This is a genomic window from uncultured Sphingomonas sp. (assembly GCF_913062585.1).
Classification (GTDB): domain Bacteria; phylum Pseudomonadota; class Alphaproteobacteria; order Sphingomonadales; family Sphingomonadaceae; genus Sphingomonas.
Window position 1 is genome coordinate 32826 of sequence record NZ_CAJXWX010000002.1, and the last position, 17378, is coordinate 50203.

Annotated in this window: 11 protein-coding genes; 5 read left to right on the forward strand and 6 right to left on the reverse strand. The window is 68.5% G+C overall.

Annotated features, from left to right (window positions below):
* Positions 1-27 precede the first annotated feature (27 nt).
* Positions 28-1038: a bile acid:sodium symporter family protein gene (locus QZ546_RS01910; RefSeq protein ID WP_294234635.1), complete on the forward strand. Its 1011-nt coding sequence runs from the start codon at positions 28-30 to the stop codon at positions 1036-1038.
* Here QZ546_RS01910 and QZ546_RS01915 read toward each other — a convergent pair.
* On the reverse strand, positions 1007-1912 hold the full coding sequence (locus tag QZ546_RS01915) for a LysR family transcriptional regulator (protein WP_294233842.1): 906 nt from the start codon (positions 1910-1912) through the stop codon (positions 1007-1009). The two genes, QZ546_RS01910 and QZ546_RS01915, sit on opposite strands and share 32 nt — an antisense overlap.
* 337 nt (positions 1913-2249) lie before the next feature.
* On the opposite strand from QZ546_RS01915, the gene QZ546_RS01920 reads away from it, so the two are divergent.
* The 3 genes from QZ546_RS01920 (at position 2250) to QZ546_RS01930 (ending at position 7393) form a co-directional block, all read left to right on the forward strand.
* Positions 2250-4922, forward strand: coding sequence for a M1 family aminopeptidase (locus QZ546_RS01920; protein ID WP_294233846.1), 2673 nt, complete (start codon positions 2250-2252; stop codon positions 4920-4922).
* A 7-nt stretch (positions 4923-4929) separates the two neighbouring features.
* Positions 4930-6669, forward strand: a complete 1740-nt coding sequence (locus QZ546_RS01925) for a chloride channel protein (RefSeq protein ID WP_294233848.1) — start codon at positions 4930-4932, stop codon at positions 6667-6669.
* 121 nt (positions 6670-6790) lie between these two features.
* The gene (locus QZ546_RS01930; RefSeq protein ID WP_294233851.1) at positions 6791-7393 is read left to right on the forward strand and encodes a DUF2076 domain-containing protein; all 603 of its coding nucleotides are present in this window, start codon (positions 6791-6793) and stop codon (positions 7391-7393) included.
* A gap of 36 nt (positions 7394-7429) precedes the next feature.
* Here the strand turns inward: QZ546_RS01930 and QZ546_RS01935 are convergent, their stop codons facing one another.
* From QZ546_RS01935 to QZ546_RS01950, 4 genes are all read right to left on the reverse strand, one after another.
* Positions 7430-8923, reverse strand: coding sequence for an ABC transporter permease (locus QZ546_RS01935; protein WP_294233854.1), 1494 nt, complete (start codon positions 8921-8923; stop codon positions 7430-7432).
* Complete coding sequence (locus QZ546_RS01940) at positions 8923-9831, reverse strand: ABC transporter ATP-binding protein (protein WP_294233856.1); 909 nt, start codon at positions 9829-9831, stop codon at positions 8923-8925. Before QZ546_RS01940 ends, QZ546_RS01935 begins: the two co-directional genes overlap by 1 nt.
* A 108-nt stretch (positions 9832-9939) precedes the next feature.
* On the reverse strand, positions 9940-11985 hold the full coding sequence (locus QZ546_RS01945; protein ID WP_294233861.1) for a M13 family metallopeptidase: 2046 nt from the start codon (positions 11983-11985) through the stop codon (positions 9940-9942).
* Positions 11986-12058: 73 nt separating this feature from the next.
* Complete coding sequence (locus QZ546_RS01950; RefSeq protein ID WP_294234638.1) at positions 12059-13261, reverse strand: multidrug effflux MFS transporter; 1203 nt, start codon at positions 13259-13261, stop codon at positions 12059-12061.
* A gap of 220 nt (positions 13262-13481) precedes the next feature.
* On the opposite strand from QZ546_RS01950, the gene QZ546_RS01955 reads away from it, so the two are divergent.
* Entirely contained in the window at positions 13482-14885 is a 1404-nt protein-coding gene (locus QZ546_RS01955) for an MFS transporter (RefSeq protein ID WP_294233863.1), read from the forward strand.
* A 90-nt stretch (positions 14886-14975) separates the two neighbouring features.
* Here QZ546_RS01955 and QZ546_RS01960 read toward each other — a convergent pair whose 3' ends face one another.
* Positions 14976-17252, reverse strand: coding sequence for a glycoside hydrolase family 3 N-terminal domain-containing protein (locus QZ546_RS01960; RefSeq protein ID WP_294233866.1), 2277 nt, complete (start codon positions 17250-17252; stop codon positions 14976-14978).
* Positions 17253-17378 lie beyond the last annotated feature (126 nt).

Genomic DNA, 17378 nt, shown 5'->3' on the forward strand with positions numbered 1-17378 from the left:
CCTCTGTTTTCGTACCGGAGTGACGTGATGATCCGCCGCCTGCTCGCGACCATCGAACCCTATGTGCTGATGCTGTTGGCGACGGTGCTGATCGCGACATTGCTGCCGCCACGCGGGGTCGGCGTGCGGTTCTTCGACATCGCCGCCGATACCGCGATCGTCGCCTTGTTCTTCGTCCACGGGGCCAAGCTGTCGCGTAGCGCGCTGCTGGCGGGGGCGCGGCACTGGCGGTTGCATGCGGCGATCCTGGCGACCAGTTTCGTGCTGTTCCCGCTGCTGGGCCTGATCCTGGCGGGCAGCGGGCTGGTCGCGCCGAACCTGGCCACGGGGCTGTTGTTCCTGACCCTGTTGCCCTCGACGGTGCAATCCTCGATCGCCTTCACCGCGATCGCGCGCGGCAATGTCGCGGCGGCGGTGTGCAGCGCGTCGCTGTCCAACCTGCTGGGCATCGCCGTCACGCCAGCACTGGCCGCCTTGCTGCTGCCCGGCACCGGCGGGGTGGCGCTGTCGTTCGACTCGGTGCGCACCATCGTGCTGCAACTGCTGGTGCCCTTCGCGGCGGGGCATTTGCTGCGGCCGTGGATCGGCGATTGGATCGCGGCGCGCAAGCGGCTAGTGACCACGCTCGATCGCGGGTCGATCCTGTTGGTCGTCTATACCGCATTCGGCGCGGCGGTGAGCGAGGGGCTGTGGTCGCGGGTCGGGGCGGGGGAACTGGCGGCGCTGGTCGGCTGGTGCGCGCTGCTGCTGGCGCTGGTACTGGCGCTGACCGGCGTGATGGCGCGCGCGATGAAGCTCGCCCCGGCGGATGCGGTGGTGATGCGCTTCTGCGGCTCGAAGAAGAGCCTGGCGACCGGCGTACCGATGGCGGGCGTGCTGTTCCCGCCCGCGCAGGTCGGCGTCGTCCTGCTGCCCGTCATGGTCTTTCACCAGTTGCAGCTGATCGCCTGCGCCTTTCTCGCCCGGCGGCTGGCCGACGCGGCGGACGCCCCGATGCCGGTCGCGCCTATGTCTCCAGCCGCGCAAACTCTTCCTTGAGCATGTCGACGAAGCTGCTGAGATAGATGGGCAGCACCCGCCCGCGTTGCAGCAGCATCGACACGCTGGCCGGGCGGACGATCCCCTCGGCCAGCGGCACCCAGCACAACTCGCCCGCCGCCAGCTCGCGCTCCAGCCCGATGCGCGACAGAAAGGCGATGCCGATCCCGGCACGGACCAGGTTCTTGAGCGTGTCGACCCGCTCCACGGTGGCGACCCGCTTCAGCGGTACGTCGCTGGCGTCGAACAGGTCGTGGAGTACGCTCTGCTTCAGCCAGTCGTCGTTCGGCGTCACGACCGGATGCGGAATGCAGTCGGGCAGCGTCACCCGGTCGAGCGCGGCCAGCGGATGGCCCGGCGGCACGATGACGCCGATCGGCGTCTGGACATGCGCGACGGTCGCAGTACGCGGGGTGCCGGTCAGGTCGAAGGCGCAGATGACGTCCGCCTCCTTGGCCAGCAATTCCGCCTTCACCCGGTGATTGCCCCCCGCCAGCAGCGAGAATTCGATCAGCGGATAGCGTTCCTGATGGCGGGCGATGGCACGGGGGACGATCTGGTCGGCCAGGCTTTCAGCGGCGGCGATCCGGATCACGCCGCGCTCGCCACCGCGTAGACGCAGCATGTCGTGATGCAGCGCGACGCTCTCGCGCTTCCAGCGCCGGATATAGCCGAGCAGCGCCTCGCCCGCCGCCGTCGGGCGTATCCCGCGCGGCATCCGGACGAACAGCTGGACCTGAAGCTCGTCCTCCAGCTGCAATAGCTGCCGATTGACCGCCGAGGATGCGATGTTCAGCGTTTCCGCCGCCTTGCGGATCGAACCCTGGCGGATCGCCTGGTCGAAATAGAGCAATCCCGTCTTGATCAGGACCATCGTCGCCCCTTGTCCCGTCTGGCCGCTGGCGCGCCGGTCATCCGCAAATGGTGGGATATTGGCAAGCATAATGTGGCCGCTGCCGCGCCGACCCGGGATGCGGGGCATGGCGGCGGCCCGGTGGTACGACGATCATTGGTACAGTCGCGGGTTCGGGCCGGGTGCGGGGGGCGGTGCTGCGGCCCGTTTTTATCCCTCTCCCTTCTGCGAGGGGCGAGGGAAAGACAAATGTCGATCCAGTCCCAGGCGTCGCGCTTGGCGCCGGAACGGCTTGCCGGTGGCGCGCCGGACGATAGTGTCTCGCCCGAACCGCAGCGGAGGGTGAAGCGTGCCACGGATGAACGAACGACGCGCGGTGCTGCGTAACGCGATATTGCTGCCTGCCGCCGGCTGGGGTGCCGCGCATGGACGCTTGCTCGCCGAGGCGTCGAATCCGGGGGCGGGGCCGGGTATCGCACTGGCGCTCGCCAGACGGCGGGCCGTGCAGATTTCGGACGTCCGTTACGATCTGGCATTCGACGTGACTGCGTCGGACAAGGCGAGCGGTAGCGTCGCCATCGCCTTCCAGCGTAAGGCCAGGAGCGGCGACCTGATCCTCGACTTTCGGGGATCGGTACTTACGGATCTGTCGATCAACGGTCGCCCCGCGCCGGTCGAGGGGCGGCGTGACGGCCATCTGGTCCTGCCCGAGCCGCTGTTGCGGACGGGCGCGAACCGCGTCAACGCCCGGTTCGAGACGCCGATCGCCGCATCCGGCGCGGCGATCATCCGCTATCACGACGACAAGGACGACCAGACCTATCTCTACACGCTGCTCGTCCCTTCCGACGCCAATCTGCTGTTCCCCTGTTTCGACCAGCCCGACCTGAAGGCGCGCTTTCGCTGGACGATCACGGCGCCCGGTGGCTGGACGGTTATTGCGAACGGGCCGCTGGCCGCACGCGAGGCGGCGGGCGGCGCCACCCGCTGGCGCTTTGCCGAGACCGAGCCCATTTCGACCTATCTCGCCGCCTTCGCCGCCGGACCCTGGGCCAGCTGGACCTCCGCCCCGGCCGGCGACCGGGCGATCACGCTCTATGCCCGCGCCTCGCGCAAGGGCGAGGTTGATGCCGAGGCGCAGATCGCGACGAACCGCGCCGCCGTGCGTTGGCTGGCCGACTGGTTCGCGGTGCCTTATCCCTTCGCCAAGCTGGATCTGGTGCTCGCCCCCGCCTTTCCCTTTGGCGGCATGGAGCATGTCGGGGCGATCTTCTACAATGAGGATCGCTTCGTCTTCCGCGAGCCGCCGACCCTGCCGCAGCGTGTCTCGCGCGATGCGACCATCTATCACGAGATCAGCCATCAATGGTTCGGCGACTTCGTCACCATGCGGTGGTTCGACGATCTGTGGCTGAAGGAAGGCTTTGCCACCTATATGGCGGCGCGTATCCAGGCCGAGTTGCAGCCGGACAGCAATGCCTGGACGACCTTCCTGCTATCGACCAAGACCCCGGCCTATCGCGCCGATGCGACCAGTGGGACGCAGGCGCTGTGGCAGCCGCTCGACAATCTGGATGCGGCCAAGAGCAATTACGGCCCGATCGTCTACAACAAGGCGCCCGCCGTCATCAAACAGCTCGCCTTCCTGGTCGGCGAGGACGGTTTCCGGCGCGGGCTGCATGATTTCCTGAAGGCCCATGCCTATGGCAATGCCACCTGGCAGGAATTGCTGGGCGCGATCGGCAAGGCGTCGGGCGTCGATCTGGGCGCGTTCGGGCGGCACTATATGCTGCGCCCCGGCTTGCCGCGCGTCGATACCGATCTGCGCCTTGCCGGCGACAAGATCACCGCGTTGACGCTGAACCAGCGGCCGGTGCGGGCGCTGCCGGGCGATCCGGGGGGTGCCTGGCCGATGAAGGTGCGGGTGCGACTGGGCTATCACGACCGGGCGGACGTCATCCTCGACGCCGCGTTCGACGGGCGGAGCGCGACCGTCGCAGGCGCGGCGGGGCTGCCGGTGCCCGACTATGTCTGGGCCAATGACGGCGACCAGGGCTATGGCCTGTTCCTGCCAGACGATCGCACCGTCGACTGGATCGTCGGCCATGTCGGCACGGTCCGCGACACGCTGTTGCGCGCCATGTTGTGGAGCGCGCTATGGGATATGGTGCGCGACGTCCGTTTCGCGCCGGATCATTATGTCGCGGTGCTGCTCGACCATCTGCCCGGGGAGACCGACGAGCAGGTTTCGCGCACGATCCTGGGCCGGGGGGCCGCCGCACTCGACCTCTATCTGCCCGAGGGCAAGGCAGCCGGCCTCCGCCCGCGCTGGGAAGCCGCGTTGCTCGCCCGGATCGACGATGCGCGGCTGGGATACGGCCTGCGCAAGGATGCGCTCGACCGGCTGATCGCGACCGCGCGCAGCCCGCTGGCGCTCGCGCGGCTGCGCGACCTGCTCGCCGGGCGGGCCACCCTGGTCGGCCAGCCGGTCCGCCAGCCGACGCGCTGGGCGATCGTGCGGCGGCTGATCACCATCGGCGCACCCGACGCCACGGCATTGTACGAGGCCGAACGCCAGCACGACCAGTCGAGCGAGGCGGTCAAGGACGCCTTCGTCGCGCGCGCCGCGACCCCGGACGCCGCCGTCAAGGCGGCCTATTTCACCCGCTATTTCGACGACAAGACGCTCAACGAAGCCTGGGCGAGCGAGAGCCTGGGCGCGTTCAACGCGGTGGAGCAGGCCTCGCTGACCCGGCCCTTCCTGCGCCCGGCACTCGATCGGCTGGAATGGATCCGCCAGAATCGGCGCATCTTCTTCCTGCCCGGCTGGATCGACGCCTTTATCGGCGGACAGGTGGATGCGACGGCGCTGAAGATCGTCGACGATTTTCTGGCGACGCAAGCGGGCCTGCCGATCGACGTGCGTCGCAAGGTCCTGACCGCGCGCGACGAACTGGCGCTGACGGTGCGCATCCGGCAAGCGGCGGGGGCTGGAATGCCGACTGGCGGGACGAACGCTTTGGCGACATAGCGGCGCCATGCCATTCCTCCGCCTAGCGCCCTCCTGGCTGCGCCGTCGCGTCCGGTCGAGCGAGGCCAGCCTGGTCCTGCTGGCGATCGCGATCGGCGCCGGGGCGGGTTTTCTGAGCGTCGCGCAAGGGGCGGTCGCGCGATTGCTGCAGCATCTGCTGTTCACGCTGGACGACGAGCAAAGGCTGAGCGCGGCCGCCACCCTGTCCTGGCCGGCGGTGCTGGCGCTGCCCGCCGGGGGGCTGGCGCTCGCTGCATTCTCCTGGGCGACGCGGGCGCGGCGACGGCGGCTGGTCGACGCGGTGGAGGCCAATGCCCTGCATGGCGGGCGCATGTCCTGGTCGGACAGCCTGGTGATTTCGGGGCAGACGATCCTGTCCAACGGCTTTGGCGCTTCGGTGGGGCTGGAGGCGGCCTATGCGCAGCTTGGCGCGGGGCTCGCCTCGATCGCGGGGGGCTGGCTACGGCTGCGGCGGGGCGACTTGCGTGTGCTGGTCGGGGCGGGGACCGGTGCGGCGATCGCCGGTGCTTTCGGCGCGCCGCTTGCGGGGGCCTTCTATGCCTTCGAGATCGTGATCGGTGCCTATACGCCCGCCGCGATCGCGCCGGTGGCGGCCGCCGCGCTGACCGGCGTGCTCGTCGCGCAGATGCTGCACGCCCAGCCCTATATCGTCGATGCAGTGGCGGGCGAGGCTGTGCTGACCCATCATTATCTCGTCTATGCCGGATTGGGCGCGATCGCGGCAGGGCTGGGCATCGTCCTGATGCGTGCGGTCGCCGAGATGGAGAGCCTGGCCCGGCGCCTGCCGGTCAGGGCGGCGTGGCGGCCGGTGATCGGCGGCGTCCTGCTGATGCCGCTCGCGCTCTTGACGCCGCAAGTCCTGTCGGCGGGGCACGGCGCGCTGCATCTCGACCTGGAATATGGCCTGCCGCTGAGCTTCCTGGCGGCGATCTTCATCATGAAGAGTGCGGCGTCGGTGGTGTCGCTGGGCTTCGGCTTTCGCGGCGGGCTATTCTTCGCCTCGCTGTTCCTGGGCAGCCTGCTCGGGCATATCTATGCCGGGCTGATCGCCTGGGGCGCGGGCGCGCCGGTGATCGACCCGCAGAATGCCGCCCTGGTCGGCATGGCAGCGTTCGCGGTCGCGGTGGTCGGTGGGCCGATGACCATGGCCATGATGGTGCTGGAGGCGACGCACGACTTCTCGCTGGCCGGGGCGGCGATCGCGGCTTCGCTGGTCACCACGACGATCGTGCGCGAGACGTTCGGCTATTCCTTCTCGACCTGGCGGCTGCACTTGCGCGGCGAGACGATCAAGAGCGCGCGCGACGTCGGCTGGATGCGCACGCTGACCGCCGGGCGGATGATGCGCCGGGTCGAGCGCGCAACACCCGACCGCACGACCATCGCCGAGTTCCGCCGCGCCTTTCCGCTGGGCGCGACCAGCCGGGTGGTGTTGGTCGACGACCAGGATCATTATGCCGGGATCGTGCAGACCGCGTCGGCCTATGTCGACGGGCTCGATCCGGCCGAGGCGGTGGGGACGCTGGCCATCCACCGCGACCATGCGCTGCTGCCGGATGCGAACGTCAAGGCGGTGATGAGCGCCTTCGACGCCGCTGATGCCGATGAGATTGCGGTGGTGGGCGCGGATCGCGACGTGCTGGGCCTGTTGTCCGAACCCTATGTCCGCCGTCGCTATGCCGAGGAGCTGGACAAGGCGCAGCGGGAGTTGTTCGGCGAGCATTGAGGGAGGGGGGCGGGGCTGTCCGTCAGCCAACCATGGGGTGACTTCTGCGTCATGGTCGCGCGGCGATCTTGATTCGGCTCCGGCCCGCACGATGTGTGCGCCGCACGAATGGAGCATTTCGATGAACGCTGACGAACGCACCCTCCTGACCCGCTTCCTGGATGAGCTGTCCGCCGCACGCGCCGGGGCCAAGGACGGCGAGGCCGAGGCGATGATCGCGCGCACCCTGTCGGCCAATCCCGACGCGGCCTATCTGTTGGTCCAGCATGCCATCGTCGCGGACCAGTCGCTGCACGTCGCGCAGCAGCGTATCGCCGAGCTGGAGCGGCAACGGGCGCAGGCGGCCCCCGTGTCGTCGGGCAGCAGCTTCCTGCCGCCCCGCGCCAATGACGGCCCCTGGGGCGGTCGCCCGCAGAACGGCTATCAGGACAGCTATGCGCCGCCCCCGCCCGAGGCGCGGCCCGGCGTCTTTTCGGGTGGCGGTGGCCTGGGCAGCTTCCTGCGCAGCGCGGGCACCACGGCGGCGGGCGTCGTCGGCGGCGAGATGCTGTTCTCCGGCCTGTCCAACATGTTCGGCCATCAGGGTGGTGGCGGCATGTTCGGTGGCGGCCAGGGCTTCATGGAGCGGCCGGAAAACGTCACGATCAACAATTTCGGTGACGGCGACGACGATCGCGGATCGGGCGACTTCGATGATTATGACTCGTCGAACGACGACTACTGAACCCCTGGCGGGATAAAGCCTGACGCGCGGACGCCGTTAACCCGGCGTCCGCATCAGCCGTACGATATGGCCCAGGCTGCGCTTGCCGCCGCCCGCCAGCAGGCTGGCACGGAAGACTCGGCCGAGCAGCCAGATCTCGACCAGGATGAACAGCGCCAGCACCAGGCCCGATCCCAGCATCTCCCACAGCGGAATGCCGGTGCCCAGCCGAGCCAGCACGGTAAAGGGCGTGTAGAGCGGCAACCAGGTCAGCACCTCGACCCCCACGCCGCCCCCGTCACCGTGCAGCACTGCCTGCACCAACAGGGTGAAGGGCATCATGATGACCAGGATCACGGGCGTCAGATAGCCCTGCGCGTCGCGCATCGAATCGCTCATCGCGCCGATCACCAGGAACAGCATCGACACCATCAGATAGCCGGCGACGAAGAAATAGAGGATCGCCGCGATGCTGCCGACCGAGGATAGCGGCGCCAGCGCCGGGCGGATCATCTCGGCGATCTCGCCATGGGTGGCATAGGCGGCAAAGGCGCCGCACGCCGCCCAGGTCAGGATCATCGACAGGCCGACCGTCACCGTACCGACCAGCTTGCCGTACATCAGCTCGTGCGGCGACACGCAGGCCAGCACCGTCTCCAGCAGCTTGTTGCTGCGTTCCTCGACCGTACCCTGCAACATCCAGCTGCCCGACAGGACCAGCGACATCATCAGCACATAGGCGCAGGCGAGCGGCAGGATCGAGCGGACCATCACCCGCTCGCGCCCGCTGCCCTGCGGCGGGGTCGTGACCTGGATCGCCGGCGCGATGGCATCGGCCGTCGCCGCCATCCGGGGCGACAGGCCGCTGCCGGTCAGATAGCGGGTGCGCAGGTCGCGGGTCAGCACGGTCTGCACCGTCATCACGAAGGACGGGCGCGGCGTGCCGTTCGCCCAGAGCCGAACCGCGGGCGAGGGGCCGAAACCGGCGGGAATCAGCAGGACATAGTCGACCGGCTTGGCATCGGTGCCATCGGCCGGATGTAGCAGCGGCTGTAGCGCCGCGTCGATCGCCCCTGGCGCCGCATTCGCCACACCGGGCGGCGGCGGGACCAGGCGATAGCGCGGTTCCGGGGCCGTGAACGCGGCGGCATCCTCGGCGGAGAGGCGGGCGATGGCACGCCGCGCGCCCTCGACCCCGCCCTCGGCGGTGAAGCGCGCGACATCGGCGTCGCTATACCAGCGCTCTGGCTGGGCCCAGAGCGCGGCGGGGGCCGCCTTTTGCAGGTCGTGGCGACGGACATATTCGGCCAGATCGTCCAACGCCGCGCGCTGATCGTCCAGCGTCAGCCGCTGGCCAAGTGCGGCACCGGCCGCACCGCCCGCCTGGTCGACGATCATCACCGTCTCGGCGCCCGACTTGTCGACGAAGCGTGACGCGAGCGGCCCCACCGCAAAGGCGAGCGGCAGGATCAGCAACGTGACCCAGAAGCTGCGCGTCATCGCGATCTGGCGAAACTCGCGCGCGGCGATGAGCAGGATATGCTGGAGCATTAGCGTGCCTCCCCGCCGACGATGTGAAGAAAGGCCTCGTGCAGGCTGGCCCGGCGTTGTTCGAAGCGACGCAGCGCAAAGCCTTGCGCCGTGCAATGCTCCAGCAGGTCGCCGGGATCGCCGCCGGGCGCGAGATGGACGATCCAGTCGCTCCACGCCCCGTCGCTACCCGTTCTTTCGACCCGGATCACGCCCGGCAGCCCCTCGGGCGAATGGCGGGCGGACAGGTGCAGCGCGACCGGCAGCGTGTCGCGCGCTTGGTCCTGCGTCCCCTCGAACAGCTTGCGCCCGCGCGCGAGCAGCAGCAGCCGGTCGCACAGCCGCTCGGCATGTTGCATGACATGGGTGGAGAAGACCACCGCCGCCCCGTCGCGTGCGGCTTGGACGATCTCGTCCTCCAACAGGCTCTGGTTGACCGGGTCGAGGCCCGAAAAGGGCTCGTCCAGGATCAGCAGCCGGGGCCGGTTGATCACCGCCGTCGCCAGCTGGATATTCTGCGCCATGCCCTTGGACAGCTTGTCGACCGGCGTGCGCGCGAAATCGCCGAGGCCGAAGCGTTCGAGCAGCGTCTTGCCGCCGCTGCGGGCATCGGCGGCGGTCATGCCCTTCAACCGGCCGAAATAGACGATGGTGTCGAGCGCGGTCATCGCGCGGTACAGCCCGCGCTCTTCGGGCAGGAAGCCCAGCATCGCGCTGTTGCCGCGTCCCGGCGCGCGGCCCAGCACCGCGATCTGCCCCGAATCGGGGCGCAATATGTCGAGCACCATGCGCAGCGAGGTCGTCTTGCCCGCGCCGTTGCCGCCCAGAAAGCCGAATACCTCGCCCGGCGCCACCGCGAAGCTGAGATCGTCGACCGCGACGAATTCGCCGAAGCGTTTGACGACCTGATCCAGTCGAAGTGCGTCCACCCGCGATGTCCCCCAAAAGGCCCCCTTGCCCGACCGCAAGCCTAACGGGTGTATCGCCCGACTACAACGGCCGGGGCGGCGGAAGTCCGCGACCCCGGCCGTGTCGCCTCACCAGACGTGGACGCGCTTGTCGGCGGGCAGGTACAGCGCCTGGCCCGGCTCGACCTTGAACGGCCCGTACCAGGCGTCGAGATTGCGGACGGTCAGCACGCGCCAGGGGGCGGGGGCGTGAACGTCGGTGGCGATGCGGGCGCGCAGCGCCCGGTCGCGCATCTTGGTCCGCCACCCTTGCGCAAAGGCCAGGAAGAAGCGCTGGTCGCCGGTCAGCCCGTCGATGACCGGCGCGGGCTTGCCGTTGAGCGAGGCATGATAGGCCTCGTACGCGGCGGTCAGCCCGGCGACGTCGGCGATATTCTCGCCCAGTTCCTGCTCGCCGTTCAGGTGAAGGCCGGGCAGCGCCTCATAGGCGCTATACTGGTCGGCCAGGGCCTTGCCCGCCGCCTCGAACCGCTTGAGGTCCGCCGGGGTCCACCAATTGTGCAGCCGTCCGGTGGAATCGAAATCGGCGCCAAGATTGTCGAAGCTGTGGCTGATCTCATGCCCGATCACCGATCCGATCGCGCCGTAATTGGCCGCCGCGTCGAATTTCGGATCGAAATAGGGGCTCTCGAGGATGGCGGCGGGGAAGTTCAGCGCGTTCTGTAGCGGCAGGTTGACCGCGTTCACGGTCTGCGGCGTCATCCACCATTCGCTACGATCGACCGGCTTGCCCAGCTTCGACAGGTGATAGCGGTACATGGCCAGCCGGGCGCGCTGGGCATTGCCGACGGGGTCGTCGGCATGGACCTCGAACTTCGGATAGTTCCACCAATGGTCGGGATAGCCGACGCCGACCTTCAGCACGGCGAGCTTGGCGCGCGCCTCCTTCTTGGTCGCGGGCGCCATCCAGTCGAGCGCGGCGACCCGCCGGTCGAAGGCGGCGACGATGTTCGTCACCATCTGCTGGATTTCGGTCTTGGACGAGGCGGGGAAATAGCGCTGGGCGTAGATCTTGCCCACCGCTTCGCCCAGCGCGCCGTTGACCGCCGCGATCCCGCGCTTCTCGCGCGGCTGCTGCTGGGGCGTGCCGGTCAGGGTGCGGCCGTAAAAGGCGAACGACGCCGCGTCGATCGCCTTGGGCAGGACGCTCGTCATCTGGTTGATGCTGTGGAAGGCCAGCCAGTCCTGCCAGCTTTGCAGCGGTTCGCTGGCGACCAGCGCCGACAGCTTGGCGATCGCGTCGGGCTGCCACGCGATGAAGTCGCGCTGCGTGGCAGGCACGCCCGCCGCCGTCCAGAACGCAGCCCAGTCGATGCCCGGCGCGCGGGTATCGAAATCGGCGCGGGTCCAGGGATTGTCGCCCTTATGCGCATCCTGGCTGGCGATGATGTCGGCCTGGGCGACGGCGATCTTCGTCTCCAGCGCGAAGACGCGCTCGGCGCGGGCTTGCGGTTCGGAGAGTCCGGCCAACTGAATCAACTGGGTCAGATAGGCCTGATAGGCGGTGCGGATCTCCGCCATTTCGGGCTTGGCCGACAGATAATAGTCCCGATCGGGCAGGCCCAGACCACCCTGCATCAGATAGGGGACGTTGCGGGTCGGGTGGTTCAGGTCCTGGCTGACGAACAGGCCGAACAGGTCGTTGGTGCTGGCGTAATTGTTATTGTTGAACGGATCGGTGTCCGACCGCATCGCCGCGCCGATCGCGCGCGACAGGTCGCGCTTGTCGTGGATCGCGGCGATGGCGGCCAGGTCGCCCTGGATCGGCTTCAGCCCACGTGCCTCGATCCCGGCGGTGTCGACATAGGCGGCGTAATAGTCGGCGATCCGCTGCTGGTCGCTGCCGGGCTCACCCTTGGTGGCGGCGGCGCCCTTGATGATCGCGGCGGTGCGGGCCTCGGCGCGCAGCGACACTTCCAGGCCGACACCGATCGAAGAACGGTCTGCGGGAATCTCGGCGGTCTTGCGCCAGCCGCCATTGGCATAGTCGTCGAAATTGTCGCCCGGCTTCACGCTGGGGTCCATATAGGCCTTGTCGATGCCGGGCAGTGCGCCCGTTTGGGCCATGGCGGCGGTGGTGACGAGGAGGGCGGCGGCGAAGGCGTAGCGCTTCATGGTTGTCCTGCAATCCGATGATGTTGGCGCGGATGGAGAACCCGTCGCCTGTTGCTGTCAAGTGAACGGCCCGTCATCTTCCAGAGGCGTGGCGGGCGCGGAAGAGGTGGCGATCCTCGATGAGGTAGACGACCGCCAGTACGATCACGCCGATCGCCAGATAGCCGATGGCGAGAGGATAGGTGGTGCCGTTATAAGCCTGGCCGATCGCCGAGCCGACGATCACCGCGCCGATGCTGGTGATGAAGCCCTGGATCGAGGAGGCGGTGCCCGCGATATGGCCGACCGGCTCCATCGCCATCGCGCCGAAATTGGATCCGCACAGGCCGATGCAGGTCAGGCTGAGCGCCTGGAAGATCATATAGGTGACGAGCGTCTCCTGGCCCGCGACGATGACGCCCAGATGCAGCACCGACAGCGCGATCAGGCCCAGAAGCGCGGATTGCGAGATCAGCCGCGTGCCCAGCCGCTCGACCAACCGGCTGTTGGCGAAGGATGCGCAGCCCATCGAAAAGGCGCATAGCGCAAAGAGCAGCGTGAACCGCTCGCCCGCCTGGAAATGGTCGACAAAGACCTGCTGCGCCGACGAGACGAAGGCGATCACCCCGCCGAAGGTCATCGACGCGCAGACCGCATAGCCCGCCGAGAAGCGGTTGGTCAGGGTCAGCCGATAGGCGCCTTTCAACGAGGCCAGCGACAGCGGCGAGCGCCGCGCGACGGGCAGGGATTCGACCAGGCGAAGCGCGGACCAGGCCAGCACGAACGCCGCGAACCCGGCCAGGGCGTAGAAGATGAAGCGCCACGGCCCGAAGGCAAGCAGCCCTTGGCCCATGCTGGGCGCCATGATCGGCACCAGGAAGAAGATCATCTGCGCCACCGACAGCGTGCGCGCCATCTGGCGGCCCGAAAACCGGTCGCGCACGATCGCCACCGCCAGCACCCGCGTCGAGGCGGAGTTCAGCCCCTGCAACACCCGTGCGCCGAGCAGCGCGGCAAAGGTCTGCGACCCCGCCGCGAAGATGCTCGCGGCAACGAAGCCCGCCAGCGTGACCAGCAGGATCGGCCGCCGCCCATAACGGTCGGCCAGCGGCCCATAGACCAGCTGGCCCGCGCCGAAGCCCAGCATATAGATGGTGATGATCCATTGCCGGTGGTTGGCGGTCGTTATGTTCAGCTGATGCCCGATATCGGCCAGCGCCGGCAGCATCAGGTCGACGCCCAGCGCGTTGACCGCCATCAGCGCCGCGATGAAGGCGATGAACTCGCCCGCACCCATGGCCTTGCCCATGGCCTCGCTTTGCGTCCGTTCCGTCATGCGGGTCCGTCTAAGGTGGCCGGGGCGGCGTGGCCATGGCCAATTCCGTGCTTGCACCATTCCTCCCCTGGCAGGGGAGGTGGCTGGCCGAAGGCCTGACGGAGGGGTGTCACCCTCTCGATGGCGGGACACCCCTCCACCATGCTTCGCATGGTCCCCCTCCCCTTGCGGGGGAGGAATCATGTCCGGCATTGGAACGCCCCTCGACTTTGCGGGTGTCCGGCCCGACAACGGCTCCATGAACGATAGGGGAGAGGAGGGACGGCGGGTCAGTCGTTGGCGTCTGGCGGCGCTGGCGGGCGGCGACTTCGCGTTCAATCTCTATTGGCAGAGCGTCATGCTCTACCTGCTCTTCTATTATACCGATGCGATCGGGATCGGGGTGGAGACGGCGGCGGCCATCTATCTGGCGGCGTCGGTCTGGGACGGGCTGGTCAGTTTCTCGGTCGGGGCGCTGGTCGATCGCCAGGGCGGGGCGCGCCATTATCGCTGGGCGTTGATCGGGGGTGCGGTGCCGCTGGGGATGGCCTTCGCCCTCGCCTATGCGCCGCCGCCGGGCGTGGGCGATGCCCGGCTCGCCTTCGTGCTGGGCGGGCATCTGCTGTTCCGGGCGGCCTATGCGCTGGTCAACATCCCTTATCTGGCGATGTCGGCGCGGATCAGCCTGGACAGCCGCGACCGGTCCTTTGTCGCGGGCCTGCGGATGCTGGCGGGTACGGCGGCGGCGGTGCTGGTCGCGATCGGGACGGTGCCGATCGGCGGCGCACTGATGGGCGTCGATGGCGGCCCGCGCGTGTTTTTGGGCGCGGCGTTGCTGTTCGCGAGCATCGGCAGCGTGATCCTGATCGGCGTGGGCGCGAGTTTCCGCGACGAACTGATCGGCACCGCCAAGCCGCCGCCGCCCTCGATCCGCGTGTCGCTGGGCGCGGTGGCGCGCAACGGGGCGTTCCTGACCCTGGTGGTCGCGATGATGGCGATGATCGTCGCGACCACCGTGCTGGGCAAGTCGGTGCTCTATTATTTCAAATACCGGCTGCACGATGTCGCCGCCGGACAGCTGGCGCTGGCGTCGATGATGGCGGTCAGCGTGGTCGCGGTGCCCGCCTGGATGGCGCTGGCCCGGATGATCGGTGCCGTGCGGCTGTGGTTCGTCGCGGTCGGCTGTTGCGTTGCGGGGGTGCTGTTGTTCTCGCTGGTCGACCTGCAACGGGCGGGCGCGATGCAGGCCTTTCTGATCGGGATGCAGGCGGCGACCGTGGGGCTGCATTTCGCTTTCTGGTCGCTGTTGCCCGACACGATCGACCATGGCGAGCGGGTGAGCGGTATCCGGGTCGAGGGCACGGTCTTCGGCCTTGCCGCGCTGTTGCAGCGGGTGGCGATCGGGCTGGCGACGGTGCTGCTCGGGCTGGTGCTGGGGCAGGCGGGCTATGTCGCCAATGTCGCGCAGACGCCCGAGACGCTGGCCGCGATGCGCGGCCTGGTCGTGCTGGTGCCCTTGGGGTGTTTTCTGCTGTCCGGGCTGGCGATGGCGTTCAGCCCGTTGCGATCCTCGCCGGCACGGGGAGGTGGCGGGCCGAAGGCCTGACGGAGGGGGAGCGCCACGCAGCGCGTCGCTTGCGGCGCCCCCCTCCACCATGCTGCGCATGGTCCCCCGCCCCGCGAGCGGGGATGAATGTTACCGGACCAGATCGAACGTCCCGTGCGCGCCCGGGGCTTGTGCCGAGGGGGCGATCCACACGTCGAAGGTGCCGGGTTCGACCGTGGGGCGCAGGTCGGCCCCCAGGAATTCCAGCTGCGCGCGGGTCAGGTTGAAGCTGACCCGCTCGCTCTTGCCGGGGGCGAGCGCGACCTTGCGGAACGCCTTCATCTCGCGCACCGGCCGGGTGATGCTGGCGACACGGTCGCGAATATAGAGCTGGACCAGTTCCTCGCACGCCCGCGTGCCGGTGTTGGTGACGGTCGCCGACACGGTGATCCGCCCGTCCCAGGCGAGCGTCGCGGGCACATCGGCGGCGTCATAGCTCACCTTGCCATAGGTGAGCCCATGGCCGAACGGATAGAGTGCGGCATTGGGTGCGGTCCGCCACTGGGTCTTGTAAGGCTCGCGCGGACCGGCGGGCGCGGGGCGGCCGGTCGCCTTGTGCGCGTAATAATAGGGTTCCTGTCCGCTTTCATACGGGAAGCTCAGCGGCAGGCGACCCGAGGGGCCGACCTTGCCGAACAGGACGTCGGCGATGGCGTGGCCGGTCTCCGATCCCAGGAACCAGGTGACGAGAATCGCGGGCGCGTCCTTGACCGCCCCCTCCAGCGCGAGGCCGCGTCCGTTCTTGAGAAGGACGACGATCGGCTTGCCGGTCTTCGCCACCGCCTCGGCCAGCGCCATTTGCGGTGCGGGCACGGTAATCGAGGTGCGCGACTGCGCCTCGCCCGACATGGTTTCGCTCTCGCCGATCGCCAGCACCACGACGTCCGCTGCCTGCGCCGCCGCCACCGCCGCGTCGATGCCGCCGGGCAGCGCCTCTTCGACGCCCGAGCCCGGCGTGACCGTCACGTTCTTCGCGCCTGCATCGCGCAGGCCGGTGACGAGGTCGATCGCCTGGTTGTTGTCGCCATAGACCACCCACGGCCCGTTCAGATCGTGCTGGCCGCTGGCAAAGGGGCCGATCAGCGCGATCCGGCGGCTCGGGTCGAGCGGCAGCAGGTCGCCGTCATTCTTGAGCAGCACCATCGCCTTCTGTGCCGCCTCGCGCGACAGGGCGATGGCGGCCTTGGTCCGCGAGCGTGCCGTTTCGCGCTTACGGTCGATGCGGCGGAAGGGATCGTCGAACAGGCCCAGCATCTGCTTGACCGCCAGCACGCGCCGGACCGAGCGGTCGAGCACCTCTTGCGGCACCGCGCCCTCGCGCACCAGGCTGGGCAGGTGCAGCGCGTACAGGTTCGACTGCATGCTCATATCGACCCCGGCCAGGAAGGCGATGCGCGCCGCGTCCTTGCCGTCCTTGGCGAAGCCCGCCGCGATCATCTCCTCGTCGCCAGTATAGTCGGACACGATGATGCCGGGGAATTTCCACTCGTCGCGCAGCACCTGTTTCATCAGCCAGGGATTGCCGGTCGAAGGGATGCCGTTGATCTCGTTGAACGAGGCCATGCCGCTCATCGCGCCCGCGTCGAACCCGGCCTTGTAGGGCGGCAGATAGACTTCGCGCAGCGTCCGCTCGGACAGGTCGACGATATTATAGTCCAGGCCGCTTTCGGCCGCGCCGTACGCGGCGAAATGCTTGATGCAGGCCATCACCGCATCGTCGGCGGCCAGGCTCTTGCCCTGGAAGCCCTTGACGCGGGCGATGGCGAAGAGCTGGCCCAGCAACGGGTCCTCGCCCGCGCCCTCCATGGTCCGGCCCCAGCGCTGGTCGCGCGCGATGTCGACCATCGGGAAGAAGGTCCAGTCGATGCCCGCACCCGCCGCCTCGTAAGCCGCCATGCGCGCGGTGCGCATCGCCAGGTCGGGGTCGAAGCTGGCGGCCTCGGCGACCGGCACCGGGAAGATGGTGCGATGGCCATGGATGACGTCGGCGGCGAAGATCAGCGGGATCTTCAGGCGCGAATCGCGCATCACGGCGCTTTGCATCCGCCGCGCCATCTCCGCGCCATTGCCGTTGAACACGCCGGTCAGCTTGCCCGCGATGGCATCGTTCAACTGCCCCTCGAAGCCGGGGCCGTTGGACGGCGGGTTCAGCGCGGTGGCGATGCCGCCGCCCCAGGCGGCCGCGTTCAGCTGCAACTGCCCGGCCTTTTCCTCCAGCGTCATCTTGGCGAGGATCGCCTCGACCGAGGCTGAAAGGGTGGCGCCATCAGCCTGCGCCAGCAGCGCGCGCGCCGGGCTGGCGGCCCAGGCGGCAACGGCACCAGCACCCAGCAGGGCGGCACGCCGCGAAATATTGGTCTCGGACATCGACAAATCCTCCCCTGGGTCATACCGAACGTCGATAGTCTCTTGCTTCGACGTTTCGCGTTGACGCTCTCGTGTAACCGGTTACACAGACGGGGCGCGTCGCACAAGATGTGTCGCAAGCGACAG